We start from the raw sequence: 25,907 nt of genomic DNA, 5'->3' as shown, positions 1-25,907 counted from the left end.
ACATGCTGATCCCCCGTAGGGTCAAGCACCGCAAGCAGCACCACCCCAAGCGCTCGGGCATGAGCAAGGGTGGCACGCAGGTCGCGTTCGGCGAGTACGGCATTCAGGCCCTCACGCCGGCGTACGTGACCAACCGTCAGATCGAGGCCGCGCGTATCGCGATGACCCGCCACATCAAGCGTGGCGGCAAGGTCTGGATCAACATCTACCCGGACCGCCCGCTCACGAAGAAGCCTGCCGAGACCCGCATGGGTTCCGGTAAGGGTTCCCCGGAGTGGTGGATCGCGAACGTCAAGCCCGGTCGGGTGATGTTCGAGCTGTCCTACCCGAACGAGAAGATCGCGCGTGAGGCTCTGACTCGTGCGGCTCACAAGCTGCCGATGAAGTGCAAGATCGTTAAGCGCGAGGCAGGTGAGCTGTGATGTCGGCCGGTACCAAGGCGTCCGAGCTGCGCGAGCTGGGCAACGAGGAGCTTGTCGCCAAGCTCCGCGAGGCCAAGGAAGAGCTGTTCAACCTCCGCTTCCAGGCGGCGACGGGCCAGCTCGAGAACCACGGCCGTCTTCGGGCGGTCCGTAAGGACATCGCCCGGATCTACACCCTCATGCGAGAGCGTGAGCTCGGCATTGAGACGGTGGAGAACGCCTGATGAGCGAGAGCAACGTGACTGAGAAGACCGAGCGCAACGCTCGCAAGGTCCGCGAGGGCCTGGTCGTCAGCGACAAGATGGACAAGACCGTCGTCGTCGCCGTCGAGGACCGCGTCAAGCACGCGCTGTACGGCAAGGTCATCCGCCGTACGAACAAGCTCAAGGCTCACGACGAGCAGAACGCTGCCGGCATCGGCGACCGCGTCCTCCTGATGGAGACCCGGAAGCTGTCGTCGACGAAGCACTGGCGCGTCGTCGAGATCCTCGAGAAGGCCAAGTAATCCCTCCTAGGGGGACCCCCTAGGAACAGTTCCGCCAGGCTCGGTGGGGACCGCTGATCGACCAGCGGCCCCCGCCGGGAACCGGCAGACAATCAGGAGATAGACGTGATCCAGCAGGAGTCGCGACTTCGCGTCGCCGACAACACTGGTGCCAAGGAGATCCTTTGCATCCGTGTTCTCGGTGGCTCGGGTCGCCGCTACGCGGGCATCGGTGACGTCATCGTCGCCACCGTCAAGGACGCGATCCCCGGTGGCAACGTGAAGAAGGGTGACGTCGTCAAGGCGGTCATCGTTCGCACCGTCAAGGAGCGCCGCCGCCAGGACGGCTCGTACATCCGCTTCGACGAGAACGCCGCTGTCATTCTCAAGAACGACGGCGACCCTCGTGGCACCCGTATCTTCGGCCCGGTCGGCCGTGAGCTGCGCGAGAAGAAGTTCATGAAGATCATCTCGCTCGCGCCGGAGGTGCTGTAAGCATGAAGATCAAGAAGGGCGACCTGGTCCAGGTCATCACCGGCAAGGACAAGGGCAAGCAGGGCAAGGTCATCGCGGCCTACCCCGCCGAGTCCCGCGTTCTGGTCGAGGGTGTCAACCGGGTCAAGAAGCACACGAAGGCCGGCCCCAACCAGGCCGGCGGCATCGTGACCACCGAGGCGCCGGTCCACGTCTCCAACGTCCAGCTGGTCGTGGAGAAGGACGGCAAGAAGGTCGTCACGCGTGTCGGTTTCCGCTTCGACGACGAGGGCAACAAGATCCGCGTTGCCAAGCGGACGGGTGAGGACATCTGATGGCTACCACCACTCCGCGTCTCAAGACGAAGTACCGCGAGGAGATCGCGGGCAAGCTGCGTGACGAGTTCAAGTACGAGAACGTCATGCAGATCCCCGGCCTCGTGAAGATCGTGGTCAACATGGGTGTCGGCGACGCCGCCCGTGACTCGAAGCTGATCGAGGGCGCGATCCGCGACCTCACCACGATCACCGGTCAGAAGCCGGCCGTCACCAAGGCCCGCAAGTCCATCGCGCAGTTCAAGCTGCGTGAGGGTCAGCCGATCGGTGCCCACGTCACGCTCCGTGGCGACCGCATGTGGGAGTTCCTGGACCGCACCCTGTCGCTCGCGCTGCCGCGCATCCGCGACTTCCGCGGCCTGTCCCCGAAGCAGTTCGACGGCCGTGGCAACTACACCTTCGGTCTCACGGAGCAGGTCATGTTCCACGAGATCGACCAGGACAAGATCGACCGTACCCGGGGTATGGACATCACCGTGGTCACCACGGCGACCAACGACGACGAGGGCCGCGCGCTTCTCCGTCACCTCGGCTTCCCGTTCAAGGAGGCGTAAGCGAGATGGCGAAGAAGGCTCTGATCGCGAAGGCTGCCCGCAAGCCCAAGTTCGGTGTGCGTGCGTACACCCGCTGCCAGCGTTGCGGCCGCCCCCACTCCGTGTACCGCAAGTTCGGCCTCTGCCGCGTGTGCCTTCGTGAGATGGCTCACCGTGGCGAGCTGCCGGGCGTGACCAAGAGCTCCTGGTAATTCCCCTTCGCCCATTGGGCGTTGGTGAATGACCGGAGTCTCTCGGTAAGCATTGGGATGGCGGACTCCCCTCCCCGCATGGCTTAGGCTAGTGGGGTTGGGCGTCCGCCGCCCTTACGACTTACTACGCCGTAGGTCCACCGCACCGCACCCGCCCCGTCTCGGATCGGGGAGAGGGATGGTGCACCAGGAAACCCCGGCGAGAGAGGCCGAAGGCCAATTCATGACCATGACTGATCCGATCGCAGACATGCTCACGCGTCTGCGTAACGCGAACTCGGCGTACCACGACACCGTGACGATGCCGCACAGCAAGATCAAGTCGCACATCGCGGAAATCCTCCAGCAGGAGGGCTTCATCACCGGCTGGAAGGTCGAGGACGCCGAGGTCGGCAAGAACCTCGTCGTCGACCTCAAGTTCGGTCCGAACCGTGAGCGCTCCATCGCGGGCATCAAGCGGATCTCGAAGCCGGGCCTCCGGGTTTACGCGAAGTCCACCAACCTGCCGAAGGTCCTCGGCGGCCTGGGCGTGGCGATCATCTCCACGTCCCACGGTCTCCTGACCGGCCAGCAGGCGCAGAAGAAGGGCGTGGGTGGGGAAGTCCTCGCCTACGTCTGGTAGTCGGGAACGGAGGAATAGCAATGTCGCGAATCGGCAAGCTCCCCATCACGGTTCCCGCCGGCGTGGACGTCACCATCGAGGGCCGCACGGTCACGGTCAAGGGTTCCAAGGGCACCCTGAGCCACACCGTCGCCGCGCCGATCGAGATCGTTAAGGGCGAGGAGGGCGTGCTCAACGTCACCCGTCCGAACGACGAGCGTCAGAACAAGGCCCTCCACGGCCTGTCCCGCACGCTGGTGGCCAACATGATCACCGGTGTGACCCAGGGATACGTCAAGGCGCTCGAGATCAGCGGTGTCGGTTACCGCGTGGCCGCGAAGGGCTCCGGTCTGGAGTTCCAGCTCGGTTACAGCCACCCGATCCTGATCGAGGCTCCCGAGGGCATCTCGTTCAAGGTCGAGTCCCCGACCAAGTTCTCGGTCGAGGGCATCGACAAGCAGAAGGTCGGCGAGGTCGCGGCGAACATCCGCAAGCTGCGGAAGCCCGACCCGTACAAGGCCAAGGGCGTCAAGTACGCCGGCGAGGTCATCCGCCGCAAGGTCGGAAAGGCTGGTAAGTAAGCCATGGCATACGGTGTCAAGATCGCCAAGGGCGACGCTTACAAGCGCGCCGCGAAGGCGCGTCGTCACCTGCGCATCCGCAAGAGCGTGTCGGGTACGGCGGAGCGTCCGCGCCTCGTCGTGACGCGTTCCAACCGCGGCATCACCGCGCAGGTCATCGATGACCTGAAGGGCCACACCGTGGCGTCGGCGTCCCACCTGGACGCCTCCGTCCGCGGCGGCGAGGGCTCCAAGTCCTCGCAGGCCCAGCAGGTCGGCGCCCTGGTCGCCGAGCGCGCCAAGGCCGCCGGTGTCGAGGCCGTCGTGTTCGACCGTGGTGGCAACAGGTACGCCGGGCGCATTGCCGCTCTGGCTGACGCCGCCCGCGAAGCCGGGCTGAAGTTCTAAGCCCCGGTTCCGGGACTAACGGACGTAACAGAGAGAGGTAATCCAATGGCTGGACCCCAGCGCCGCGGCAGCGGTGCCGGTGGCGGCGAGCGGCGGGACCGGAAGGGCCGCGACGGTGGCGCTGCCGCCGCCGAGAAGACCGCGTACGTTGAGCGTGTAGTCGCGATCAACCGCGTCGCCAAGGTTGTCAAGGGTGGTCGTCGTTTCAGCTTCACCGCGCTGGTCGTGGTGGGCGACGGTGACGGCACCGTGGGTGTCGGTTACGGCAAGGCCAAGGAGGTGCCGGCCGCCATCGCCAAGGGTGTTGAGGAGGCCAAGAAGCACTTCTTCAAGGTCCCCCGCATCCAGGGCACCATCCCCCACCCCATCCAGGGTGAGAAGGCCGCGGGCGTCGTCCTGCTCAAGCCGGCGTCCCCCGGTACCGGCGTTATCGCCGGTGGCCCGGTGCGTGCCGTGCTCGAGTGCGCCGGCGTTCACGACATCCTGTCGAAGTCGCTCGGCTCCGACAACGCGATCAACATCGTGCACGCGACCGTGGAGGCCCTCAAGGGCCTGCAGCGTCCCGAGGAGATCGCGGCTCGCCGTGGTCTGCCGCTCGAGGACGTCGCCCCCGCGGCTCTGCTTCGTGCGCGTGCGGGAGCGGGTGCGTAATGGCTCGCCTCAAGATCACGCAGACGAAGTCGTACATCGGCAGCAAGCAGAACCACCGCGACACGCTGCGTTCGCTCGGGCTCAAGCGCCTGAACGACGTGGTCGTCAAGGAGGACCGCCCCGAGTTCCGCGGAATGGTGCACACCGTCCGCCACCTCGTGACGGTTGAGGAGGTCGACTGATCATGGCGGAGAACAACCCGCTCAAGATCCACAACCTCCGTCCCGCCCCGGGCGCCAAGACCGCCAAGACCCGTGTGGGTCGTGGTGAGGCGTCGAAGGGTAAGACGGCCGGTCGTGGTACCAAGGGCACCAAGGCCCGTTACCAGGTTCCGGAGCGCTTCGAGGGTGGCCAGATGCCCCTCCACATGCGTCTCCCGAAGCTCAAGGGCTTCAAGAACCCGTTCCGCACCGAGTACCAGGTCGTGAACCTGGACAAGCTGGCCGCGCTCTACCCGCAGGGTGGCGAGGTCACGGTGGCCGATCTGGTCGCCAAGGGTGCGGTTCGTAAGAACCAGCTCGTCAAGGTGCTCGGCACCGGCGAGGTCTCCGTGGCGCTGCAGGTGACGGTCGACGCCGTCTCCGGCTCCGCCAAGGAGAAGATCGCCGCCGCCGGCGGCACCGTCACCGAGCTCGTCTGAGACGACTCGATGGCCTGAACATCCGACCGGGGATGCCTCTCAAAAGGGGCATCCCCGGTTGGTCGTTCCTAGGGGGGCATGGTCGCCGGTAAGGTGGCGTGCACCGTCCATGCTCATGCGGTATAGACCGCGGGAGCCGGGACCGATATCCATCAGTCCTTATCGAATCTCAAGACCGTCACCTCTGACGCATAGCGCGGGGGTCGCAGGAGGCACCGTGCTCACCGGCTTCGCCCGGGCGTTCAAGACGCCCGACCTGCGCAAGAAGCTGCTCTTCACGCTGGCGATCATCGTGCTGTACCGCCTCGGGGCCCACATCCCCGTGCCGGGCGTCAAGTACGAGGCCGTCCAGATGTGCGTGGACCAGGCGCGCGAAGGCAACAACAGCCTGTTCGGCCTGGTGAACATGTTCAGTGGCGGCGCACTGCTGCAGATCACCATCTTCGCGCTCGGCATCATGCCGTACATCACGGCGAGCATCATCCTGCAGCTGCTCACCGTCGTGATCCCGCGACTGGAAGCCCTCAAGAAGGAGGGCCAGAGCGGTACGGCGAAGATCACGCAGTACACCCGCTACCTGACGATCGCGCTGGCGATCCTCCAGGGCACGGGCCTCGTGGCCACCGCCAAGAGCGGCGCCCTCTTCAGCGGCTGCAGCGTCGCCGACCAGGTCGTCCCGAACCCCACGATCTTCACCATCGCCGTCATGGTCATCACCATGACCGCGGGTACCGCCATCGTGATGTGGCTCGGCGAGCTCATCACCGACCGCGGCATCGGCAACGGCATGTCGATCCTGATGTTCATCTCGATCGCCGCCGGCTTCCCGGGCGCCCTGTGGGCCATCAAGGAGAGCGGCAAGCTCGCCCAGGGCTGGATCGAGTTCGGCACCGTCATCCTCATCGGCTTCGTGATGGTGGCCCTCGTCGTCTTCGTCGAGCAGGCCCAGCGCCGGATCCCGGTGCAGTACGCGAAGCGCATGATCGGCCGCAGGTCGTACGGCGGTACGTCCACTTACATCCCGTTGAAGGTGAACCAGGCAGGTGTGATTCCTGTCATCTTCGCCTCGTCGCTGCTCTACATCCCGGCGCTGATCGCGCAGTTCTCCAGCTCCACCGCGGGCTGGAAGACCTGGATCGAAGCCCACTTCGTCAAGGGTGACCACCCCTACTACATCGCGACGTACTTCCTCCTGATCGTGTTCTTCGCCTTCTTCTACGTGGCGATCTCGTTCAACCCCGAGGAAGTCGCCGACAACATGAAGAAGTATGGTGGCTTCATCCCGGGTATCCGGGCTGGTCGACCTACTGCCGAGTACCTGAGCTACGTGCTCAACCGGATCACTTGGCCGGGCTCGCTGTACTTGGGTCTGATCGCTCTTGTGCCGACGATGGCGTTGGCAGGCTTCGGCGGTGCCAATGCCAACTTCCCGTTCGGCGGGACGAGCATCCTGATCATCGTGGGTGTGGGGCTGGAGACCGTGAAGCAGATCGAGAGCCAGCTCCAGCAGCGCAATTACGAAGGGTTCCTCCGCTGATGCGAATCGTCCTCGTCGGACCGCCCGGGGCCGGCAAGGGAACGCAGGCCGCGTTCCTCGCCAAGAACCTGGACATCCCCCACATCTCCACGGGTGACCTGTTCCGTGCCAACATCTCGCAGGGCACGGCGCTGGGCCTGGAGGCCAAGGGTTACATGGACCGGGGCGAGCTCGTCCCGGACGAGGTGACCATCGGGATGGCCAAGGACCGTATGGAGCAGACGGACGCCGCGAACGGCTTCCTGCTCGACGGGTTCCCGCGCAACGTGGCTCAGGCCGAGGCCCTGGATGTCGTGCTCAAGGCCGACGACATGCAGCTGGACGCGGTTCTGGACCTGGAGGTCCCCGAGGACGAGGTCGTGAAGCGGATCGCGGGTCGCCGCATCTGCCGCAACGACTCCGCGCACGTCTTCCACGTCGAGTACAACGCCCCCAAGACCGAGGGCGTCTGCGACACCTGTGGCGGCGAGCTCTACCAGCGCGCGGACGACTCCGAGGAGACCGTCCGCACCCGCCTGGAGGTCTACCACACGCAGACCGAGCCGATCATCGACTACTACCGGGCGCAGAACCTGGTCGTGACGATCTCGGCGCTCGGCAAGGTGGACGAGGTCACGGCGCGGGCGATGGACGCGCTGAAGAAGTAACCCCACGCTCACGCGATACGGCCGCGGTGCCCCTGACGGGCGCCGCGGCCGTATCGTTGTTCCGTCCCCGTACGCGCAAGGAAAGGCCCCCGTCACGATGGTGCAGATCAAGACCCCCGAGCAGATCGCGAAGATGCGTGAGGCGGGGCTGGTCGTCGCCGCCATCCACGCGGCGACCCGCGAGGCGGCCGTGCCGGGCGCCACGACGAAGGACCTGGACGAGGTCGCGCGCAAGGTGATCGCCGACCACGGGGCGAAGTCGAACTTCCTCGGGTACGGCGGCTTCCCCGCGACCATCTGCACCTCGGTCAACGAGGTCGTCGTGCACGGCATCCCCGACGAGAAGACCGTCCTCAAGGACGGCGACATCATCTCGATCGACGCCGGCGCGATCGTCGACGGCTGGCACGGCGACGCCGCGTACACCGCCTTCGTCGGCACCGGTCACGCCCCGGAGCTGATCGAGCTCTCCCGGGTGACCGAGGAGTCGATGTGGGCCGGCATCGCCGCGATGCGGGTGGGCGCGCGCCTGGTCGACATCTCGAAGGCGATCGAGTCGTACATCAAGCGCCAGCCGCGGCCGGCCGTCGGCGACCACAGCCTGGGCAAGTACGGCATCGTCGAGGACTACGGCGGCCACGGCATCGGCACCGAGATGCACATGGACCCGCACCTGCTGAACTACGTCTCCCGCAAGCGCGGCAAGGGCCCGAAGCTGGTCCCCGGCTTCTGCCTGGCCATCGAGCCCATGGTCTCCCTCGGCACTCCGCACACGGAGGTCCTGGAGGACGACTGGACGGTCGTCTCCACCGACGGCACCTGGTCCTCCCACTGGGAGCACAGCGTCGCCCTCACGGAGGCCGGCCCCCTCGTCCTCACCGCCGTCGACGGCGGCAAGGCGAAGCTCGCGGAGCTGGGCGTCACCGCGGCCCCGGACCCGCTGGCGTAGTCCGCCCCGCCCCCGCTTCCCGCCGGGCCCGGGTCCGGCGGCGGGCCTCGGCGTGGTCCCGGCGGCCGGAGGCCGCCGCAGCACCGCGAAGCCTGTGAGGCGCCCTCGGCGCCGAGCCCGCGAGCGGTGCGTCGAGGGTCGGGTCGGCGGCAAGGCGAAGCTCGCGGAGCTGGGCGTCACCGCGGCCCCGGACCCGCTGGCGTAGTCCGCCCCGCTTCACGCCGGGTCCGGGTCCTGCGGGGTCCCGGGCCTCGGCGTGGTTCCAGGCCCGGCGGCGGTGTTCGGCTCTCGGATTGTCGGCGTAACGATCATCCCTGCTGGGCACACTTTCCCGATTCGTCTTTTCGGGGGGCCTGACGTAGACTGATGCGTCGGCTCTCGTGTACCCGTGTGTCCACACCGGGGAGCGAGAGTCGATCAAGGTAGCCGATTCGAAAGGCGAAGCGTGGCCAAGAAGCAAGGTGCCATCGAAATCGAGGGCACCGTGATCGAGTCCCTGCCGAACGCCATGTTCAAGGTGGAGCTCCAGAACGGTCACAAGGTCCTCGCGCACATCTCCGGCAAGATGCGCATGCACTACATCCGCATCCTCCCGGACGACCGGGTCGTCGTGGAGCTGTCTCCGTACGACCTGACGCGTGGCCGGATCGTCTACCGGTACAAGTAGATCTTGCCCGCACCCCGCCTCCGCGCGCGGGTGGTGGCACTGACCCGGAGAACCTCACATCCCATGAAGGTCAAGCCGAGCGTCAAGAAGATCTGCGACAAGTGCAAGGTGATCCGCCGTCACGGCCGGGTCATGGTCATCTGCGACAACCTGCGCCACAAGCAGCGCCAGGGCTGACGCACGCCGACCGACCTGCAACTTCGCAGTTCTTCGCGCGACGCATAGCAACACGTACATACGCAGAGCCCGTCCGACCGCCCCGCGCGGTTGACGGCACCTCCGGCGGGGGCCGGGGACCCGACCTGTACCTCATACGGCAGCCGGGAACGGTTCTGCAGCAGACCCCCGAGAACACAGGAGCCATTGAATGGCACGCGTTTCCGGTGTTGACATCCCGCGCGAAAAGCGTGTGGTGGTCGCACTCACCTACGTCTTCGGCATCGGGCGTACCCGGTCCGAGGAGATTCTCGCCGCGACCGGCGTGAACCCGTCCACCCGTGTCCGCGACCTTGCCGAGGAAGACCTCGTCAAGATCCGCGAGTACGTGGACGCCAACCTCCAGACCGAGGGTGACCTCCGTCGCGAGATCGCCGCCGACATCCGCCGCAAGGTCGAGATCGGCTGCTACCAGGGCCTGCGCCACCGTCGTGGCCTGCCCGTCCGCGGCCAGCGCACCAGCACGAACGCTCGTACCCGCAAGGGCCCGCGTCGCGCCATCGCCGGCAAGAAGAAGCCGGGCAAGAAGTAGTCCTCAGCGGACGCTTGACCAAGCGGTCTTCGCTGTAGGACCGACCACCTCCCGTAGGAGTAAGAGATGCCCCCCAAGGGACGTCAGGGCGCTGCCAAGAAGGTGCGCCGCAAGGAAAAGAAGAACGTCGCTCACGGCCACGCGCACATCAAGAGCACGTTCAACAACACGATCGTCTCGATCACGGACCCCTCGGGCAACGTGATCTCCTGGGCCTCCGCCGGCCACGTCGGCTTCAAGGGCTCGCGCAAGTCCACCCCCTTCGCCGCGCAGATGGCCGCCGAGTCGGCCGCCCGCCGCGCGCAGGAGCACGGCATGCGCAAGGTCGACGTCTTCGTCAAGGGTCCCGGCTCCGGCCGTGAGACCGCGATCCGCTCCCTCCAGGCCACCGGCCTCGAGGTCGGCTCGATCCAGGACGTCACCCCCACGCCGCACAACGGCTGCCGTCCCCCCAAGCGCCGCCGCGTCTGACGCACGGGCTGCTTGAGCAGGACTTTCGGGCGGTGCGCCCCCTTCCGGGGTCGTACCGCCCGTACCCTTGTAGTACCCGAGGACGTCAAATAGTGGGCGTCCACGACTGAAGGAACACACATGCTTATCGCTCAGCGTCCGTCGCTGACCGAAGAGGTCGTCGACGAGTTCCGCTCCCGGTTCGTGATCGAGCCGCTGGAGCCGGGCTTCGGTTACACCCTCGGCAACAGCCTCCGCCGTACCCTCCTCTCCTCGATCCCGGGTGCCGCCGTCACCAGCATCCGCATCGACGGCGTCCTGCACGAGTTCACCACCGTGCCGGGCGTCAAGGAGGACGTCACCGACCTCATCCTCAACATCAAGCAGCTGGTCGTCTCCTCGGAGCACGACGAGCCGGTCGTGATGTACCTGCGCAAGCAGGGCCCGGGTCTGGTCACCGCCGCCGACATCGCGCCCCCGGCCGGCGTCGAGGTGCACAACCCCGACCTCGTCCTGGCGACCCTGAACGCCAAGGGCAAGCTGGAGATGGAGCTGACCGTCGAGCGCGGTCGCGGCTACGTCTCCGCCGTCCAGAACAAGCAGGTGGGCCAGGAGATCGGCCGCATCCCGGTCGACTCCATCTACTCGCCGGTCCTCAAGGTCACCTACAAGGTCGAGGCGACCCGAGTCGAGCAGCGCACCGACTTCGACAAGCTCATCGTCGACGTCGAGACCAAGCAGGCCATGCGCCCGCGCGACGCCATGGCGTCCGCCGGCAAGACCCTGGTCGAGCTGTTCGGTCTCGCCCGCGAGCTGAACATCGACGCCGAGGGCATCGACATGGGCCCGTCCCCGACGGACGCCGCCCTCGCCGCCGACCTCGCGCTGCCGATCGAGGAGCTGGAGCTCACGGTCCGCTCCTACAACTGCCTCAAGCGTGAGGGCATCCACTCCGTGGGTGAGCTCGTGGCGCGCTCCGAGGCCGACCTGCTCGACATCCGCAACTTCGGTGCGAAGTCGATCGACGAGGTCAAGGCGAAGCTGGCCGGCATGGGCCTGGCCCTCAAGGACAGCCCGCCCGGATTCGACCCGACCGCCGCCGCCGACGCCTTCGGCGCCGACGACGACGCGGACGCCGGGTTCGTCGAGACCGAGCAGTACTAAGGGCTCGGGCCTTCGGGCCCGTACTCGGGTGCGGGTGGACTGCCGCCGTTCGCGCAGTTCCCCGCGCCCCTTCCGGGGCGCACGCCCCGGTCTCCGACGGGTGACCGCCCGCTCGGACACTGACACCGGTACCTCATACGGCCGGTGCAGATCACAAGGAGAAACACCATGCCGCGTCCCGCGAAGGGTGCCCGCCTCGGCGGTTCCGCCGCTCACGAGAAGCTGCTGCTCGCCAACCTGGCGAAGTCGCTGTTCGAGCACGGCCGCATCACGACGACCGAGGCCAAGGCCCGCCGTCTGCGTCCCGTCGCCGAGCGCCTGATCACCAAGGCGAAGAAGGGCGACATCCACAACCGTCGCCTGGTGCTGCAGACGATCACCGACAAGGGCATCGTCCACACCCTCTTCACCGAGATCGCCCCGCGCTACTCGGAGCGTCCGGGTGGTTACACCCGCATCACGAAGATCGGCAACCGTCGTGGCGACAACGCCCCGATGGCCGTGATCGAGCTCGTCGAGGGCGAGATCGCCAAGAAGGCGACCGTCGCCGAGGCCGAGGCCGCCACCAAGCGCGCCGTCAAGGAGGCCGACGAGGCCCCCGCCGCCGAGGCGACCGAGGACGAGGCGAAGGACGCGTAAGCGTTCTTCCGACGTTTCTCACGGAACGGGTCCGTACCCCTGGGGTGCGGGCCCGTTCCCGTGTGTCTGAGAGGATTTCCTGGTGAGCGATGACGTGCAGCCCGGGTTCGTACGGGTACGGCTGGACCTTTCCTACGACGGCCGGGACTTCTCCGGGTGGGCCAAGCAGGCCCGCGGACAGCGGACCGTGCAGGGCGAGATCGAGGACGCTCTGAAGACCGTGACCCGGTCCTCGGAGACGTACGAACTGACCGTCGCCGGCCGGACCGACGCGGGGGTGCACGCGCGCGGGCAGGTCGCCCACGTGGACCTGCCGGAGGAGCTGTGGCGGGAGCACCGCGAGAAGCTGCTGCGGCGGCTCGCGGGCCGGCTCTCGCACGACGTGCGGGTGTGGAGCGTCGCCGAGGCCCCCGCGGGCTTCAACGCCCGCTTCTCGGCGGTCTGGCGGCGGTACGCGTACCGGGTCACCGACCATCCGGGCGGCGTCGACCCGCTGCTGCGCGGGCACGTGCTGTGGCACGACTGGACGCTCGACATGGACGCCATGAACGAGGCGGCGGCGGCCCTGGTCGGCGAGCACGACTTCGCCGCGTACTGCAAGAAGCGCGAGGGCGCCACGACCATCCGCACGCTCCAGGAGCTGCGCTGGGAGCGGCGGCCCGACGGCGTCCTGGAGGCCACGGTCAAGGCCGACGCCTTCTGCCACAACATGGTCCGCTCGCTGGTCGGCGCGCTGCTCTTCGTCGGCGACGGGCACCGGCCGGTGGAGTGGCCGGGCAAGGTGCTGGCCGCCGGCGTGCGGGACTCCGCCGTCCACGTCGTGCGCCCGCACGGCCTCACCCTCGAAGAGGTCGGCTACCCGGCCGACGACCAGCTGGCCGCGCGCAGCCGGGAGGCCCGCAACAAGCGGACCCTGCCCGGCGTCGCCGGCTGCTGCTGAGCCTTCCGGGCGCCTACCGGGGCGGGGCCGAAGCGGCGGCCGCCGCCTTCGCCTGGCTCTTGCCCCGGGCGTAGATCTGGTTGAAGACGAAGGTGGCGAGGTCGTCGCTGGCCTGGAAGACCGGCTTGTCCTTGGTGGTGACCTTCTTGCCGCTGGTGAAGCCGGACTGGGTGAAGTAGGCGTAGCGGCCGACGGAGTTGGCGCGGCGCAGGCAGACCGTGGCGTGGCAGAAGTCCTTGACGCCCGCGCCGGTGAGGGGGGCGATGCCGCCGGTGGCCTGCTTCTTCGCCGCGAGGGCCGCCTTCTCGGAGGGGAAGACGGCCACGCCCACGGTGATCGCCACGCCGTCCTTGACGTAGGTGGCGCGCAGCACCCGCTCGCAGCCGTTCTTCTTCAGCACCGCGCCGAGCCCGCCCTGGGTGACCGCGGCGCAGTTCGTCGTCGCGGAGGTCGCGCCCTTGTCGTAGGGGCGGCCGAACATGGTGAGCTTCCGGCCCGGGTAGAGGCCGTCGGTGGTCAGCGGCGCCTTGTCCTTCTTCGGGTCGGAGATGTAGTCCTTCGGGTCCGGCGGGGGCGGCGGGGCCACGGAGGAGAAGGTCGGCGCGGGGGTGGGGGAGACCGTCGCGGTGACCGTGCCGGTGGGGGTCGGGTCGCCGTTCTTGGCCTCGTCGTTCTTCTTGTTCGTGGCCACGACGGCGGTCGCGACGACCGCGCCCACGGCGAGCGTGGCGACGACACCGCCCGCGATCGCCAGCCTGCGCTTGCGGCGGCTGCCGGCCGCGGAGGCGTCCGCGAGGGCGCCCCAGTCAGGGGTGCCGTCGCCGGGCCCGCCCTGCCCGCCCGCGAAGGGGTCCTGCGGCGGCGGGTAGCCGTACCCGTGCTGCTGCGGTGGCTGCTGCCCGTACGGCGGCCCCGGATACCCGTAGCCCTGCGGCTGTCCGTGCCCCTGCTGCCCCTGCTGCTGCGGCTCCTGCGGCCACTGCGGTCCCCCAAAGCTCATGCCGCGCATCCTAAACCGCTTGGGAGAAGCGGACGCGGGCGGTGACAATGCACCTCATGGGACATGTCGAGGCCGCGCATCTGGAGTACTACCTTCCCGACGGGAGGGTCCTGCTCGGGGACGCCTCCTTCCGGGTGGGAGAAGGCGCGGTCGTCGCGCTCGTCGGGGCCAACGGCGCCGGGAAGACCACCCTCCTGCGGATGATCGCGGGAGACCTCCAGCCGCACGGCGGCTCCGTCACCGTCAGCGGCGGGCTCGGCGTGATGCCGCAGTTCATCGGCTCCGTGCGCGACGAGTCCACCGTCCGCGACCTGCTCGTCTCCGTGGCGCACCCGCGGATCCGGGAGGCGGCGAAGGCGGTCGACGAGGCCGAGCACCTGATCATGACCGTCGACGACGAGGCCGCGCAGATGACGTACGCGCAGGCCCTCGCCGACTGGGCGGAGGTGCAGGGCTACGAGGCGGAGACGCTGTGGGACATCTGCACCACGGCCGCGCTCGGCATGCCGTACGACAAGGCGCAGTTCCGTCAGGTGCGGACGCTCTCCGGCGGTGAGCAGAAGCGGCTGGTCCTGGAGTCGCTGCTGCGCGGCACCGACGAGGTGCTGCTCCTCGACGAGCCGGACAACTACCTGGACGTGCCCGGCAAGCGGTGGCTGGAGGAGCGGCTGCGGGAGACCCGCAAGACCGTGCTCTTCATCTCCCACGACCGGGAGCTGCTCTCCCGGGCCGCGCAGAAGATCATCGCGGTGGAGCCCGGCGCGGCCGGCTCCGACGTGTGGGTGCACGGCGGCGGCTTCGACACCTTCCACGAGGCCCGGCGGGAGCGGTTCGCCCGCTTCGAGGAGCTGAAGCGGCGCTGGGAGGAGAAGCACGCGCAGCTGAAGAAGCTGGTCGTCAACCTGCGGCAGGCGGCCGCGGTCAGCCACGAGATGGCGTCCCGGTACGCGGCGGCGCAGACCCGGCTGCGGAAGTTCGAGGAGGCCGGCCCGCCGCCGGAGCCGCCGCGCGAGCAGGACATCCGGATGCGGCTGCGCGGCGGCCGGACCGGCGTGCGGGCCGTGACGGTCGAGAACCTGGAGCTCACCGGCCTGATGAAGCCCTTCTCCCTGGAGATCTTCTACGGGGAGCGGGTCGGCGTCCTCGGCTCGAACGGCTCCGGCAAGTCGCACTTCCTGCGGCTGCTCGCCGGGGACGAGTCGGTCGCCCACACGGGCCTGTGGAAGCTGGGCGCGCGGGTCGTGCCCGGGCACTTCGCCCAGACCCACGCCCACCCCGAGCTCGCCGGCCGCCCGCTCGTCGACATCCTGTGGACCGAGCACGCCAAGGACCGGGGCGCGGCGATGTCGATGCTGCGGCGCTACGAGCTGGAGCGCCAGGGCGACCAGCCCTTCGACAAGCTCTCCGGCGGCCAGCAGGCCCGCTTCCAGATCCTCCTCCTGGAGCTGGCCGGCACCACGGCCCTCCTCCTCGACGAGCCCACGGACAACCTGGACCTGGAGTCCGCCGAGGCCCTCCAGGACGGCCTGGAGTCCTACGAGGGCACGGTCCTCGCCGTCACCCACGACCGCTGGTTCGCCAAGAGCTTCGACCGCTACCTGGTCTTCGGCTCCGACGGCGTCGTCCGCGAGACCACCGAGCCGGTGTGGGACGAGCGGCGGGTGGAGCGGGCGCGCTGACCCCGGGCGGCCGGCGGGGCGGGTGAGCGCGGCGGGGACGGCCCACGGGCCGGAGCCGGGCGGCCCCTGAGGCCGCCCGGGGCCGGGCGGGGGGCGGGCGGCGTTTTGACCCGCCCGGGGGAGCCCGGGTACGCTTCTGCTTTGTTATGCGTATTGGCTTCGTCGTTCTCACGCGAAGGGCCCTTACGCAGGTTCCCTGGAGCAGTTACCAGTGGCTCGCATACGGGCGGTGTCCCGGCAGTGCAGGCCCCAGCTGCATGATCGCTTCAGGTGTGTCTGGACTCCATCCACTGAAGAAGCGAAGGCTACGAAGTGCGTACGTACAGCCCCAAGCCCGGCGATGTCACTCGCCAGTGGCACATCATTGACGCGCAGGACATCGTCCTGGGCCGCCTGGCGACGACGGCTGCGAACCTCCTGCGAGGCAAGCACAAGCCCGTCTACGCCCCCCACATGGACATGGGCGACTTCGTCATCATCATCAACGCCGACAAGGTCCACCTGTCCGGCAACAAGAAGACCCAGAAGCTGGCGTACCGCCACTCCGGCTTCCCGGGTGGTCTGCGCTCCGTCCGTTACGACGAGCTGCTGGCCAAGAACCCCGAGAAGGCCGTCGAGAAGGCCATCAAGGGCATGATCCCCAAGAACACCCTGGGCCGTCAGATGCTCTCGAAGCTGAAGGTCTACGCGGGCGAGAACCACCCGCACGCTGCCCAGCAGCCGGTCCCGTTCGAGATCACCCAGGTCGCGCAGTAGTTCCGGCCACACCCCCTAAGAACGAAAGAAATCTGAGGAGCATCGTGGCCGAGACCACCCCCGAGACCCCCGTCGACGAGTTCGAGGGCGTCGAGGAGTACACCACCGAGACCGAGATCGTCGAGGGTGACTACACCTCCGAGTCCCTCGCGTCCCGCTTCGGCGACCCGCAGCCGGCCGCCGGCCTGGGCCGTCGCAAGAACGCCATCGCCCGCGTCCGGATCGTCCCGGGCACCGGCAAGTGGAAGATCAACGGGCGTACGCTCGAGGACTACTTCCCGAACAAGGTCCACCAGCAGGAAGTCAACGAGCCCTTCAAGGTGCTCGAGCTCGACAACCGCTACGACGTCATCGCCCGCATCGCGGGTGGCGGTGTCTCCGGCCAGGCCGGCGCCCTGCGCCTCGGCGTGGCCCGTGCCCTCAACGAGGCCGACGTCGAGAACAACCGCCCGGCGCTGAAGAAGGCCGGCTTCCTCTCCCGTGACGACCGCGCGGTCGAGCGGAAGAAGGCCGGTCTCAAGAAGGCCCGCAAGGCTCCGCAGTACAGCAAGCGTTAATCGCCTGCCGCACTGCTTGTACGTACGCCCCGGCGCACTGCGCGTGCCGTCGGGGCGTACGTTTTTTCTTAACCTTTTTCACTTTCAGTCTTGGGCACGCATTTTCGGAGGACAGCTGTGGGACGACTCTTCGGCACCGACGGCGTACGCGGCGTTGCCAACGCGGACCTGACGGCGGAGCTCGCGCTCGGCCTGTCGGTCGCGGCGGCGCACGTGCTCGCCGAGGCGGGGACCTTCGAGGGCCATCGGCCGACCGCCGTGGTCGGGCGGGACCCGCGGGCGTCGGGAGAGTTCCTGGAGGCGGCCGTCGTCGCCGGCCTCGCCAGCGCCGGCGTCGACGTCCTGCGCGTCGGCGTCCTGCCGACCCCGGCCGTCGCCCACCTCACCGGCGTCCTCGGCGCCGACCTCGGCGTGATGCTGTCCGCCAGCCACAACGCCATGCCCGACAACGGCATCAAGTTCTTCGCCCGCGGCGGCCACAAGCTGGCCGACGACCTGGAGGACAAGATCGAGGGCGTCTACGAGGAGCACCGCACCGGCGCTCCCTGGGACCGCCCGACCGGTGCCGGCGTCGGCCGCGTCCGCGACTACACCGAGGGCTTCGAGACGTACGTCTCCCACCTCCTCGGCGTGCTCCCCAACCGCCTCGACGGCCTGAAGATCGTCCTCGACGAGGCCCACGGCGCCGCCGCCCGCGTCTCCCCGGAGGCGTTCACCCGCGCCGGCGCCGAGGTCGTCACCATCGGCGCCGCCCCCGACGGCCTCAACATCAACGACGGCTGCGGCTCCACCCACCTGGAGCTCCTGAAGGCCGCCGTCGTCGAGCACGGCGCCGACCTCGGCATCGCCCACGACGGCGACGCCGACCGCTGCCTCGCCGTCGACCACACCGGCGCGGAGGTGGACGGCGACCAGATCCTCGCCGTGCTCTCCCTCGCCATGCGCGAGGCCGGCACCCTGCGCGGCGACACCGTCGTCGCCACCGTCATGTCCAACCTGGGCTTCAAGCTCGCCATGGAGCGCGAGGGCCTCACCCTCGTCCAGACCGCGGTCGGCGACCGCTACGTCCTGGAGTCCATGAAGGAGCACGGCTACGCCCTCGGCGGCGAGCAGTCCGGGCACGTCATCGTGCTCGACCACGCCACCACCGGCGACGGCACCCTCACCGGCCTCATGCTGGCCGCCCGGGTCGCCGCCACCGGCAAGTCCCTCGCCGAGCTGGCCGCCGTCATGGAGCGGCTGCCGCAGATCCTGATCAACGTCAAGGACGTCGACAAGTCCCGCGTCACCACCTCCGCCGAGCTGGCCGCCGCCGTCGTCGACGCCGAGCGCGAGCTGGGCACCACCGGCCGCGTGCTGCTCCGTTCCTCCGGCACCGAGCCGCTGGTCCGCGTCATGGTCGAGGCCGCCGACATCGAGCAGGCCCGCGCCGTCGCGCAGCGCCTCGCCGACGTCGTGAAGTCCGCGCTGGGCTAGACCTTCCGAGCGGCACGAGCGGCACGAGCGGCACGAGCGGTACGGGCCGTACGAGCGGTACAGGCGGTACGGGAAAGGGCCCCGCGCACTCCGGTGCGGCGGGGCCCTTTCCCGTACCCGGGTAGTCAGCTTCTGCGCAGGCGGCGCTTCAGCTTGCCGCGCTGGGTGTTCCACAGCCACTTCTGCACCAGCAGCGTCAGGGTGCCCGCCAGCATGATGCCCAGCAGGTTGAGCAGCAGCTGCTGGACCGAGCCCAAGGTCTGGCCGACCTCGCCGTAGCTGAGCGCCACCGCCGCGTTGGCCGCCGCCGGCACCGTCGTCACCGAGATCGCCACGCCCACCAGGGCGCCCGCCTTCGACGAGGTCAGCGAGAGGGTGCCGGCGGCACCCGCGAGCACCGCCACCACGAAGGAGAACGGGTCCGGCTGCCAGATGAAACTGGTCTGGGGCCGCTCCCCGTCCAGCATCTCCACGCTGAACAGCCCGAGCCGGTCCATCAGCAGGCTGAACAGGGTCGTGACCAGGATCGCCGCCAGGAAGCCGACGAGCAGCGCGACCAGCGACCGGACCGCGAGCCGCGGCGCCCGCTTCACGATCGCCGTGCACACCCCGGCGAGCGGACCGAACTCCGGGCCCACCGCCATCGCGCCCACGATCAGGATCGCGTTGTCCAGGACGACGCCGCAGGCCGCGATCATCGTCGCCAGGAGCATGAACGCGAGATAGGTGAAGGAGAGCGTCGACTCCTCGTGCGTCGAGTTCGCCAGCTGCTCCCAGAGCACCGCGTCGGCGCCCTCGCCCGGGGCGTCCTCCTCGGCCGCGTCGGCCCGCTCCGACATCGACAGGTCGATGTCCTCGACGGCGATCGACCCGTCCCGATCGACCTTCAGCTCCCGCAGCCCGTGCAGGAGTTCGTCCCCCGCCTCGCGGGCGACGTCGCACATGACGACGTCCCCGGCCGGGTCCCGGGCGGCTCCCGGCAGCACCACCACATGGGTGGTGCCGACCGTCGAACCGATCAGCTCGGTCACGTCCTCGGTCCGGTCCGATGGCACGATCATCCGCAGGTGCAGCATGCCCCCGAGCTTACGGAGGTCAGAGCTTGCGGAGGCTGAGGCGCTGCACCTTGTGGTCGGGGCCCTTGCGGACCACGAGCGTCGCCCGGCCCCGGGTCGGCGCCACGTTCTCCAGCAGGTTCACCTTGTTGACGGTCCGCCACATCGTGCGGGCGTAGTCCAGGGCCTCCTCCTCGGAGACCTGCGTCCAGCGCCGGAAGTACGAGGACGGGTCCTGGAAGGCGGTCTCCCGCAGCTTCCGGAAGCGGTTGAGGTACCAGCCCTCGATGTCCTCCGGCCGCGCGTCCACGTACACGGAGAAGTCGAAGTAGTCGGCGAGCCCGACCCGGGTCCGCCCGTCCTTGCCGGGCAGCGCCGGCTGGAGGACGTTCAGCCCCTCGACGATCAGGATGTCGGGCCGGCTCACCACCAGCTGCTCGCCCGGCACCCGGTCGTAGATGAGGTGCGAGTAGACCGGTGCGGTGACCTCGTCCTTCCCCGCCTTCACGTCGGCGACGAACCGGGTCAGCGCCCGCCGGTCGTACGACTCGGGGAACCCCTTCCGGGACATCAGCCCGCGCGCCTTCAGCTCCTCCATCGGATAGAGGAAGCCGTCGGTGGTGATCCGCTGCACCCGGGGGTGCTCGGGCCAGCGGGCGAGGAGCGCCTCCAGGAGGCGGGCCACGGTCGACTTCCCGACCGCGACCGACCCGGCCACCCCTATGACGAACGGCGTCCCGCGCTGCTCGGCCCTCTCCCCGAGGAAGGTGTTCAGCGCCCCCCGCAGCCCGCTGGTGGCCTGCACGTACAGGTTGAGCAGCCGGGAGAGGGGGAGGTAGACGTCCCGCACCTCGTCGAGGTCGATGACGTCCCCCAGACCCTGGAGCCGCTCGACCTCGTCGGCGGTGAGCGGGAGCGGAGTCTTGTCGCGCAGGGCGCTCCACTCGGCGCGGGTGAGGTCGACGTAGGGAGTCGCCTCGGGGGACCGGCGGGCCCCACCGTTTCCGGCTCCGTTGCCGTTGGCGCTTCGTGGCGGCGAAGTGATCACGCGCCCATTGTCCCGGGTCGGCGGGGGGTGTGGGGGGTGGGGTGGGTCACGTGGGGGGCAGAGGCGAAGCCATCGCCCAGGGAGGGGCCTTCCGCCCAAGTCCTGGCGGCAGGCCCCCTTCCTGTTCAGCTGCAAAAACACTGCCCCCGTTTTCCCGGCGCGTGGCGCAGGGAAAACGGGGGCGGGTTTTTCAGAGAGTCGCGTGTCGCTCTCCGGTTCGTAAAGGTCTCCTATGAGCTCTTCACGGGAACGCCGTATGCCTAGTCGATGGTGACGCCGTTCCTGGAAGCGATCTCACGGATTCCTTTTGCCGCTTCCCTCAGTGCATGCTCCAGATTCTCCAGATTCCGAATCCTCTGGTCTTGGTCGGACTCGGTGGTTACGGAGTCCCATGCCTGCCGATAGAGGTCTTCCAACGCCAGGACCGATTCGACGATGTCGGCCCGCTGATCGAGCGAGAGGCCGACTGCTCCCTGCATTCCCATGCTCAATTGAGCTCGAGCCGATATCACATCGCCCACGTATCGGATGTGGGAAACGCCGACTTTGTTGCTCAACAGGATCTCGGCAAGGGGGGCATCGTGATGCCCTTCTTTTCTGTTCAAGCCGATTCCTATCTCAACGTCCTCTTGAGAGCGATCATTCCACGTGCGCCCTCAGGGATGTCTACTCCTCCAGCCCTGAGGATGGCAACACAATAGGTCACGCAACTATTGTGGATGCCGTCATAGGGGCCTAGGTCAGCGTTGAGGCTATCCCGCTGCGCCTTCCATGCCCCCTCCACGTCGGACAGCTCGAAGGTTCGCTCGATCACGTTGGGCCCCAGCGGTTCCGCGCGCGCCCCGGTTGTGGAGAGACCCGAAGGGCTGCCTTGGCCATCCCAGCCGGGAATTACCTGCTCGGTTTCCAGCGAGACGCCGTCTCGCTCCACCCGGATGGTGGCGTGCTCCATGTCCTCATCCCAGCGCACGGTTGCGGTTCCGCAGTTGTGGACGAGGACGGGGGTGGTGTCCGCGAGGACGTAGTAGGTGTGGAAGTCGGCGACCGTGAGGTTGCGGACACTTGCGGTCTGGGTCCATGCCTGGACCGCGGTGACCTGGACGTGGGTGCCGGCGCTGGTGCGGAGCCACTGGCCGGGCTTGAGGTCCTTGGCGTCGACCCACTTGTCCAGGGCCGGGACCCAGAAGGGGTGGCCGTCGGTGGCCGTGATGGGGGCCGTGGCGGTTCCCTTGTCGCCGTCGGTGTCGACGGTGACGCGGACGAGGTGCTTCTCGCCGTCGCCGGTGATGGTGGCGGCGACGTTCTTGCCGGTGGTCTCACCGGTTTTCTCGTCGGTCGCCATGACCTTGTCGCCGGGCTTCAGGTCCTTGATCGGCTTGCTGGTGCCGTCGGCGAGCAGGACGTGGGTGTCGGGGGTGAAGCTGTTCCTGATAGGGCAGGTCTCGCCTCCGCCGCCGTCGGATTTCTTCGCCGCGTCGGCTGCCGCGTCGTCGGCTTTCTTCGCCGCCGCCTTGGCGGCGTCGGCTCTCTTCTCCCAGGCGGCGTAGTCCTCGGCGTACTTCGCCATCGCGGCGGCTTCGTCGTCGGCGCGTCGCAGGGTTCCGACGGCCCAGCGGACCTCGTCCTCCCAGCGGTTGTACATCTTCCAGGCGGTTTCGAGTGCCTTGAGGGTGCGTTTGGCCTTTCCGGCGAAGGGCATGGCGGCGTCGAGTGCGAGGGCGCCGCAGGCCCAGACGTCGCCGCCGAGGCAGGCCTTGATGTCGTCGAATCCGCTGATGCCCTTGGCGACCTCGACGGCGATCTCGAGGATGATGTCGGCCTTGGACTTCTGCCGGATGAAGGTGGCCTTCTTGACGTCGGCCTCACTGACCGTTGTCGTCGGCTTGGCCGGCGGCGGGGGCACGGCCTGGTAGTAGTCCTTGACGTCCTCGATGATCTGGTCGAAGGTCTTGCCCTCGGTCTGGACCCTCTGCGTGCACTTCTCGTCGATGCACATCGCCAGACCGGAGGGGTCGGAGAATGTGATCGGACTGTTGTTGCCGTACGCGTAGGGGTTCATCGTCTGCGACTCGGCGATGTCCATCATCGGGTCGACGGAGATGAACCGGCCCAGCGCCGGGTCGTACTCGCGGGCGTTGAGATGGGTCAGGCCGGTGGCGTCCTTGGCGCCGCCGAGGTAGCCCTTGTCGTCCGGCCACATCGACGGAGCCGTGCCGCGGTCCTCGCCGAACGGGGTGTTCTTGCGGCGGGTGACCGTCTTGGTCGCCGCGTCCACGGCCGTCGTCGCGGTGCCGTTGCGGTCGGCGAGGATGTACGACTTCTTGATCGTGCCGTTCTCGGCGACCTTGACCATCGCCGGGCCGGCCGGGTGGGCGTAGTACCGGGTGGTCTTGGCGACGTTGCCGGCCGCGTCGAGCTTCAGCTCGGTGCCGGGCAGGTAGAGGGTGGTGCCGGTCGCCTCGCGTTCGATGAGGCGGTTGCCGCCCGCGTCGTAGACGTAGGACGACTCGTTCGTCCCGGCGGTCACCTTCTGAAGGTGCCCCTCCAGATCCCACTGGAGCGACTGGGTGTTGCCCTGGATGGTGCGGGTGGTGGTGTTGCCCGCGTCGTCGTAGCCGAACAGGTCCTCACGCTGGCCCTGCGGACCGGTGGTGGTGACCTTGGCCAGACGGCTCTTGGTCGGCAGACCGGTGGCGTAGGTGAAGGTGCGCTTGACGTCCTTCGCCGTGTCGCCCAGCGGGTCGTGCTTGGTCTCGCTCAGCCGGTTGCCGGCCGCGTCGAATGTGTAGGAGTGCCAGTAGGCGTCCGGACCGCCGACCTTCGGCGCCGAACCGGGACCCGAAGCACCCGGCTTGAGCGCACAGGCGTCGGACGCCGTCCACGCGTCGGTCATCCGGCGCAGGTGGTCGTAGGCGAAGCACTGCACGTCCGTGGTCGCGGCGGTGGGGTTGTCGCCGGTCTTGTCGGTGATGCGCATGACGTTGCCGGAGGCGTCGTAGTCGGTGACCACGTCATTGAGCGTGACCGTGTCGACCGTGCCGACTTCCTGGTGGTTCGTCGTCCGCGTCACCCGGCGGGTCTGCTCGTCGAACAGGTTGCTGGTGATCAGCGCCCGCCCCGCCGAATCGACCTTCGTACGCACCACGTCACCGAGCGAGGTGTACTCGGTGGCGGCGACGAACGTCAGGCCCGCCACCGCCATGGAGTTGACGGTGTCCAGGGCGTTGTAGCCGATGGAGACCCGCTCGGACGGCAGGCCGCCGACCGCCGGATGGGTCATGGTCTGCGGAAGACCGGTGCGCGGGGTGTAGGTGCTGGAGTAGGTGTAGGTGCCGGCGAGCTTGCCCTCACTGGCCGGAATGGTGACCGACGTGGACTTGGGCCGGTACTCGGTGTCGTAGGCGGTGACCGCCTGGGTGTAGGCGTTGCCGTTCACATACCGCGTCGAGGAAGCGGCGAGACCCAGGGCACCAGGAACGGTGTCGTAGGTCTGCGACGTCAGCTTCGTGCCCGACAGCGAGCCCTCGTGCGTGGACGTGACACGGCCGAGCGCGTCGTAGGCCATCGCGATCGTGCGCCGCGGGCTGCGGCCGTCGGTGACGGAGACGACGCGGTCGCCCTGGTCGTAGGTGAGGTCGGACGTGCCCTTGTCCGGGTCGGTCGTCGACTTCACCCGGCCGCGGATGTCGTAGGTCTGGGACCAGACGTTGCCGATCTGGTCGGTGACCTTCTCCAGCTGGCCCTTGCGCGTGTACTCGTAGGTGATCTTGTCGTAGTCACCCGACGGACCCGCACCCTTGAACTGGCGCAGTTCGGTCTTGCGGCCGAGCGCGTCCATGATCGACATGGTGGGTGTGTCGCCGGCCGGCGGGTCGACGGCCGTCCAGTCGCCGCCGTAGGTCAGGCTGGTGCGCCAGGTCTCCACGCCCTTGCTGCGGGCGATGGTGGCGGTCGGCCTGCCGACGCCGTCGTAGGTGGTGACGGTGGAGGACGGGACGGAGTTGTCGGTCGGCGGGAACATGGTGGCGACCGGGCCGCTGGCGCTGTTGTAGTAGCCGCCGTTCTCCTTCCAGACCCGGCCCAGGCTGTCGTAGAAGGTGTCGGTGATGACCCGGCCGCCGTTCATCGCCGGGTTCTGGGTCTGGCGCAGGCGCAGCGCGCCGTCGTAGAAGTCGTAGGAGGTGCGGTAGGTGCCGTCTTCCAGGAGCCTCTTGTTGGTGATCACGACGGGTGCGTCACGGCCCACCGTGTAGTCGAACTCGGCGTCCGGGGTGGTGGTGAGCGGGTCGCGGTCGGGGGACCAGACCTTCTTCATCCGCCCCAGCGCGTCGTACTCCATGACGGTCTTGCGGCCGTTGGCGTCCGTCTGGACCAGCGGCAGGCCGCGGCCGGGGTCGACCTCGGTGGTCGCGGTGTGGCCGAGGGTGTTGGTGGTGACCGTCTTGGTCACCACCGCGCCCGAGGCGGGGGTGTAGGCGGTGGTGGTGGTCTTGCCGTAGACGTCGGTCGCGGAGGTGATGCGGCCGTAGGCGTCGAACGTCGCCGTGCCCTGCGTGGTGTACTGCGGCACGTTGTTCGTGAACCCGGACAGCGACAGCGTCTTGACGACGTTGCCGGCCGCGTCGTACTCCACCTTGGAGTCCGAGACGACATTGTCCGGGCCGAACATGATCGGCGTGTTACACGCCGCCGTGACGGTCAGGACCCGGGTCTGCTGGGACTTGAACCACTTCTCGGTGTCGTTCAGGTACTCGAAGCGGGTGCAGGTGTCGTCATCGGACTTGGCGAGGTCGCCCTTGGACCAGGTCCACTCCAGACGGCCTTCGGTGTCGTAGCCGTGCTCGACGGCCGTCTTCCGCTCGCCTCGGCCGCCGGACAGGATCGTGCGCGACGACGTCGACTTCTGACCCTGGATCCACGCTTCCTGGTCCGACGCCCCCGTGGCCGAGCGGTCGCGCTTCGCCACCGGGCCCTGCAGATGAGGAGTGGTGATGGTGGCCGAGTGCAGGCCGCCGCTGACGCCCTCGTAGTAGCGCACCTCCCTGGCCTGGCCGGCGAGCATGCGGTGGTCGTCGACCGTGCTGTCGTCGGAGGCGGTGATGGAGACGTCGCGGCGGGTGCCGTCGGCCTTCAGGTCGCCGTCCAGACCGCGGTAGTAGAGGGTCTCGGTGCGGGTCAGGACGTCGGGGGCGACGCCGTGGACGGTGCGGACCTCGCCGTAGCCGCGGTAGACCGACCAGGTACGGGCCGGCTTGTTCGTCAGCTCGCTGGCGTC

32 protein-coding genes are annotated in these 25,907 nt (G+C 68.3%); 27 read left to right on the top strand and 5 right to left on the bottom strand.

Annotated features, from left to right (window positions below; translation table 11 throughout):
- Positions 1 to 2: 2 nt before the first annotated feature.
- The 23 genes from rplP to truA all read left to right on the top strand — a co-directional run bounded on the left by rplP (position 3) and on the right by truA (position 13,061).
- Positions 3 to 422: a 50S ribosomal protein L16 gene (rplP, locus tag ACF1ED_RS25220; protein WP_015035580.1), complete on the top strand. Its 420-nt coding sequence runs from the start codon at positions 3 to 5 to the stop codon at positions 420 to 422.
- Positions 422 to 646: a 50S ribosomal protein L29 gene (gene rpmC / locus ACF1ED_RS25215; protein ID WP_030494258.1), complete on the top strand. Its 225-nt coding sequence runs from the start codon at positions 422 to 424 to the stop codon at positions 644 to 646. Before rplP ends, rpmC begins: the two co-directional genes overlap by 1 nt.
- Positions 646 to 927: a 30S ribosomal protein S17 gene (gene rpsQ, locus ACF1ED_RS25210; RefSeq protein WP_024755411.1), complete on the top strand. Its 282-nt coding sequence runs from the start codon at positions 646 to 648 to the stop codon at positions 925 to 927. The genes rpmC and rpsQ overlap by 1 nt, the downstream gene beginning before the upstream one ends.
- A gap of 105 nt (positions 928 to 1,032) precedes the next feature.
- Positions 1,033 to 1,401 carry a 50S ribosomal protein L14 gene (rplN, locus tag ACF1ED_RS25205; RefSeq protein WP_003956455.1) on the top strand — a complete coding sequence of 123 codons (369 nt, stop codon included), beginning with the start codon at positions 1,033 to 1,035 and terminating at the stop codon, positions 1,399 to 1,401.
- 2 nt (positions 1,402 to 1,403) lie between these two features.
- Entirely contained in the window at positions 1,404 to 1,715 is a 312-nt protein-coding gene (rplX, locus tag ACF1ED_RS25200; protein ID WP_030759367.1) for a 50S ribosomal protein L24, read from the top strand.
- The gene (rplE, locus tag ACF1ED_RS25195; RefSeq protein ID WP_106979021.1) at positions 1,712 to 2,269 is read left to right on the top strand and encodes a 50S ribosomal protein L5; all 558 of its coding nucleotides are present in this window, start codon (positions 1,712 to 1,714) and stop codon (positions 2,267 to 2,269) included. The genes rplX and rplE overlap by 4 nt, the downstream gene beginning before the upstream one ends.
- Before the next feature lie 5 nt (positions 2,270 to 2,274).
- Complete coding sequence (locus ACF1ED_RS25190) at positions 2,275 to 2,460, top strand: type Z 30S ribosomal protein S14 (RefSeq protein ID WP_003956452.1); 186 nt, start codon at positions 2,275 to 2,277, stop codon at positions 2,458 to 2,460.
- Between the two features lie 223 nt (positions 2,461 to 2,683).
- Complete coding sequence (gene rpsH / locus ACF1ED_RS25185) at positions 2,684 to 3,082, top strand: 30S ribosomal protein S8 (protein WP_030759363.1); 399 nt, start codon at positions 2,684 to 2,686, stop codon at positions 3,080 to 3,082.
- A 20-nt stretch (positions 3,083 to 3,102) separates the two neighbouring features.
- A complete protein-coding gene (gene rplF / locus ACF1ED_RS25180; protein WP_043230278.1) occupies positions 3,103 to 3,642 on the top strand; it encodes a 50S ribosomal protein L6 in 540 nt (179 codons plus the stop codon).
- A gap of 3 nt (positions 3,643 to 3,645) precedes the next feature.
- Entirely contained in the window at positions 3,646 to 4,029 is a 384-nt protein-coding gene (gene rplR / locus ACF1ED_RS25175; RefSeq protein WP_360308990.1) for a 50S ribosomal protein L18, read from the top strand.
- A gap of 45 nt (positions 4,030 to 4,074) precedes the next feature.
- Entirely contained in the window at positions 4,075 to 4,680 is a 606-nt protein-coding gene (gene rpsE / locus ACF1ED_RS25170) for a 30S ribosomal protein S5 (protein ID WP_030201551.1), read from the top strand.
- A complete protein-coding gene (rpmD, locus tag ACF1ED_RS25165; RefSeq protein ID WP_005313525.1) occupies positions 4,680 to 4,862 on the top strand; it encodes a 50S ribosomal protein L30 in 183 nt (60 codons plus the stop codon). The genes rpsE and rpmD overlap by 1 nt, the downstream gene beginning before the upstream one ends.
- A gap of 2 nt (positions 4,863 to 4,864) precedes the next feature.
- Positions 4,865 to 5,320, top strand: coding sequence for a 50S ribosomal protein L15 (gene rplO / locus ACF1ED_RS25160; RefSeq protein WP_030494264.1), 456 nt, complete (start codon positions 4,865 to 4,867; stop codon positions 5,318 to 5,320).
- Positions 5,321 to 5,537: 217 nt separating this feature from the next.
- On the top strand, positions 5,538 to 6,857 hold the full coding sequence (secY, locus tag ACF1ED_RS25155; RefSeq protein WP_391764082.1) for a preprotein translocase subunit SecY: 1,320 nt from the start codon (positions 5,538 to 5,540) through the stop codon (positions 6,855 to 6,857).
- Positions 6,857 to 7,504 carry an adenylate kinase gene (locus ACF1ED_RS25150; protein ID WP_391764080.1) on the top strand — a complete coding sequence of 216 codons (648 nt, stop codon included), beginning with the start codon at positions 6,857 to 6,859 and terminating at the stop codon, positions 7,502 to 7,504. Before secY ends, ACF1ED_RS25150 begins: the two co-directional genes overlap by 1 nt.
- A gap of 97 nt (positions 7,505 to 7,601) precedes the next feature.
- On the top strand, positions 7,602 to 8,453 hold the full coding sequence (gene map, locus ACF1ED_RS25145) for a type I methionyl aminopeptidase (RefSeq protein ID WP_391764078.1): 852 nt from the start codon (positions 7,602 to 7,604) through the stop codon (positions 8,451 to 8,453).
- 445 nt (positions 8,454 to 8,898) lie between these two features.
- Complete coding sequence (gene infA, locus ACF1ED_RS25140; RefSeq protein WP_003956442.1) at positions 8,899 to 9,120, top strand: translation initiation factor IF-1; 222 nt, start codon at positions 8,899 to 8,901, stop codon at positions 9,118 to 9,120.
- Positions 9,121 to 9,183: 63 nt separating this feature from the next.
- Positions 9,184 to 9,297 (top strand): 50S ribosomal protein L36, encoded by a 114-nt coding sequence (gene rpmJ / locus ACF1ED_RS25135; RefSeq protein ID WP_003956441.1) that lies wholly within the window; start codon positions 9,184 to 9,186, stop codon positions 9,295 to 9,297.
- Positions 9,298 to 9,487: 190 nt separating this feature from the next.
- A complete protein-coding gene (gene rpsM, locus ACF1ED_RS25130; protein WP_015035595.1) occupies positions 9,488 to 9,868 on the top strand; it encodes a 30S ribosomal protein S13 in 381 nt (126 codons plus the stop codon).
- Between the two features lie 66 nt (positions 9,869 to 9,934).
- Positions 9,935 to 10,339 (top strand): 30S ribosomal protein S11, encoded by a 405-nt coding sequence (gene rpsK / locus ACF1ED_RS25125; protein WP_003956432.1) that lies wholly within the window; start codon positions 9,935 to 9,937, stop codon positions 10,337 to 10,339.
- A 120-nt stretch (positions 10,340 to 10,459) separates the two neighbouring features.
- Positions 10,460 to 11,482 carry a DNA-directed RNA polymerase subunit alpha gene (locus ACF1ED_RS25120; RefSeq protein ID WP_004946635.1) on the top strand — a complete coding sequence of 341 codons (1,023 nt, stop codon included), beginning with the start codon at positions 10,460 to 10,462 and terminating at the stop codon, positions 11,480 to 11,482.
- 168 nt (positions 11,483 to 11,650) lie between these two features.
- Entirely contained in the window at positions 11,651 to 12,121 is a 471-nt protein-coding gene (gene rplQ / locus ACF1ED_RS25115) for a 50S ribosomal protein L17 (RefSeq protein WP_030759335.1), read from the top strand.
- Positions 12,122 to 12,203: 82 nt separating this feature from the next.
- Complete coding sequence (gene truA / locus ACF1ED_RS25110; protein ID WP_391764075.1) at positions 12,204 to 13,061, top strand: tRNA pseudouridine(38-40) synthase TruA; 858 nt, start codon at positions 12,204 to 12,206, stop codon at positions 13,059 to 13,061.
- Between the two features lie 13 nt (positions 13,062 to 13,074).
- Here truA and ACF1ED_RS25105 read toward each other — a convergent pair whose 3' ends face one another.
- Positions 13,075 to 14,061: a hypothetical protein gene (locus tag ACF1ED_RS25105; RefSeq protein ID WP_391764073.1), complete on the bottom strand. Its 987-nt coding sequence runs from the start codon at positions 14,059 to 14,061 to the stop codon at positions 13,075 to 13,077.
- Between the two features lie 56 nt (positions 14,062 to 14,117).
- On the opposite strand from ACF1ED_RS25105, the gene ACF1ED_RS25100 reads away from it, so the two are divergent.
- The 4 genes from ACF1ED_RS25100 to glmM all read left to right on the top strand — a co-directional run bounded on the left by ACF1ED_RS25100 (position 14,118) and on the right by glmM (position 18,529).
- Positions 14,118 to 15,740: an ABC-F family ATP-binding cassette domain-containing protein gene (locus ACF1ED_RS25100; protein ID WP_391764071.1), complete on the top strand. Its 1,623-nt coding sequence runs from the start codon at positions 14,118 to 14,120 to the stop codon at positions 15,738 to 15,740.
- A 312-nt stretch (positions 15,741 to 16,052) separates the two neighbouring features.
- Entirely contained in the window at positions 16,053 to 16,496 is a 444-nt protein-coding gene (rplM, locus tag ACF1ED_RS25095) for a 50S ribosomal protein L13 (RefSeq protein WP_148005774.1), read from the top strand.
- 44 nt (positions 16,497 to 16,540) lie between these two features.
- Entirely contained in the window at positions 16,541 to 17,053 is a 513-nt protein-coding gene (gene rpsI, locus ACF1ED_RS25090; protein WP_030750225.1) for a 30S ribosomal protein S9, read from the top strand.
- A gap of 117 nt (positions 17,054 to 17,170) precedes the next feature.
- Complete coding sequence (glmM, locus tag ACF1ED_RS25085; RefSeq protein WP_391764069.1) at positions 17,171 to 18,529, top strand: phosphoglucosamine mutase; 1,359 nt, start codon at positions 17,171 to 17,173, stop codon at positions 18,527 to 18,529.
- Between the two features lie 125 nt (positions 18,530 to 18,654).
- On the opposite strand, the gene ACF1ED_RS25080 is transcribed toward glmM, so the two are convergent.
- The 4 genes from ACF1ED_RS25080 to ACF1ED_RS25065 all read right to left on the bottom strand — a co-directional run.
- Complete coding sequence (locus ACF1ED_RS25080) at positions 18,655 to 19,605, bottom strand: DUF389 domain-containing protein (RefSeq protein ID WP_391764067.1); 951 nt, start codon at positions 19,603 to 19,605, stop codon at positions 18,655 to 18,657.
- Between the two features lie 19 nt (positions 19,606 to 19,624).
- Positions 19,625 to 20,632 (bottom strand): type I pantothenate kinase, encoded by a 1,008-nt coding sequence (gene coaA, locus ACF1ED_RS25075; RefSeq protein WP_391764066.1) that lies wholly within the window; start codon positions 20,630 to 20,632, stop codon positions 19,625 to 19,627.
- 260 nt (positions 20,633 to 20,892) lie between these two features.
- Positions 20,893 to 21,237, bottom strand: coding sequence for a hypothetical protein (locus ACF1ED_RS25070; protein WP_391764064.1), 345 nt, complete (start codon positions 21,235 to 21,237; stop codon positions 20,893 to 20,895).
- A gap of 8 nt (positions 21,238 to 21,245) precedes the next feature.
- On the bottom strand, positions 21,246 to 25,907 hold a 4,662-nt coding region (locus tag ACF1ED_RS25065; protein WP_391764062.1), incomplete at its 5' end, for a polymorphic toxin-type HINT domain-containing protein.

Source organism: Streptomyces sp. NPDC014656 (assembly GCF_043084305.1).
Classification (GTDB): domain Bacteria; phylum Actinomycetota; class Actinomycetes; order Streptomycetales; family Streptomycetaceae; genus Streptomyces.
The sequence above is the reverse complement of the archived record's forward strand: the minus strand, read 5'-3'. Positions and strand labels throughout refer to the sequence as shown.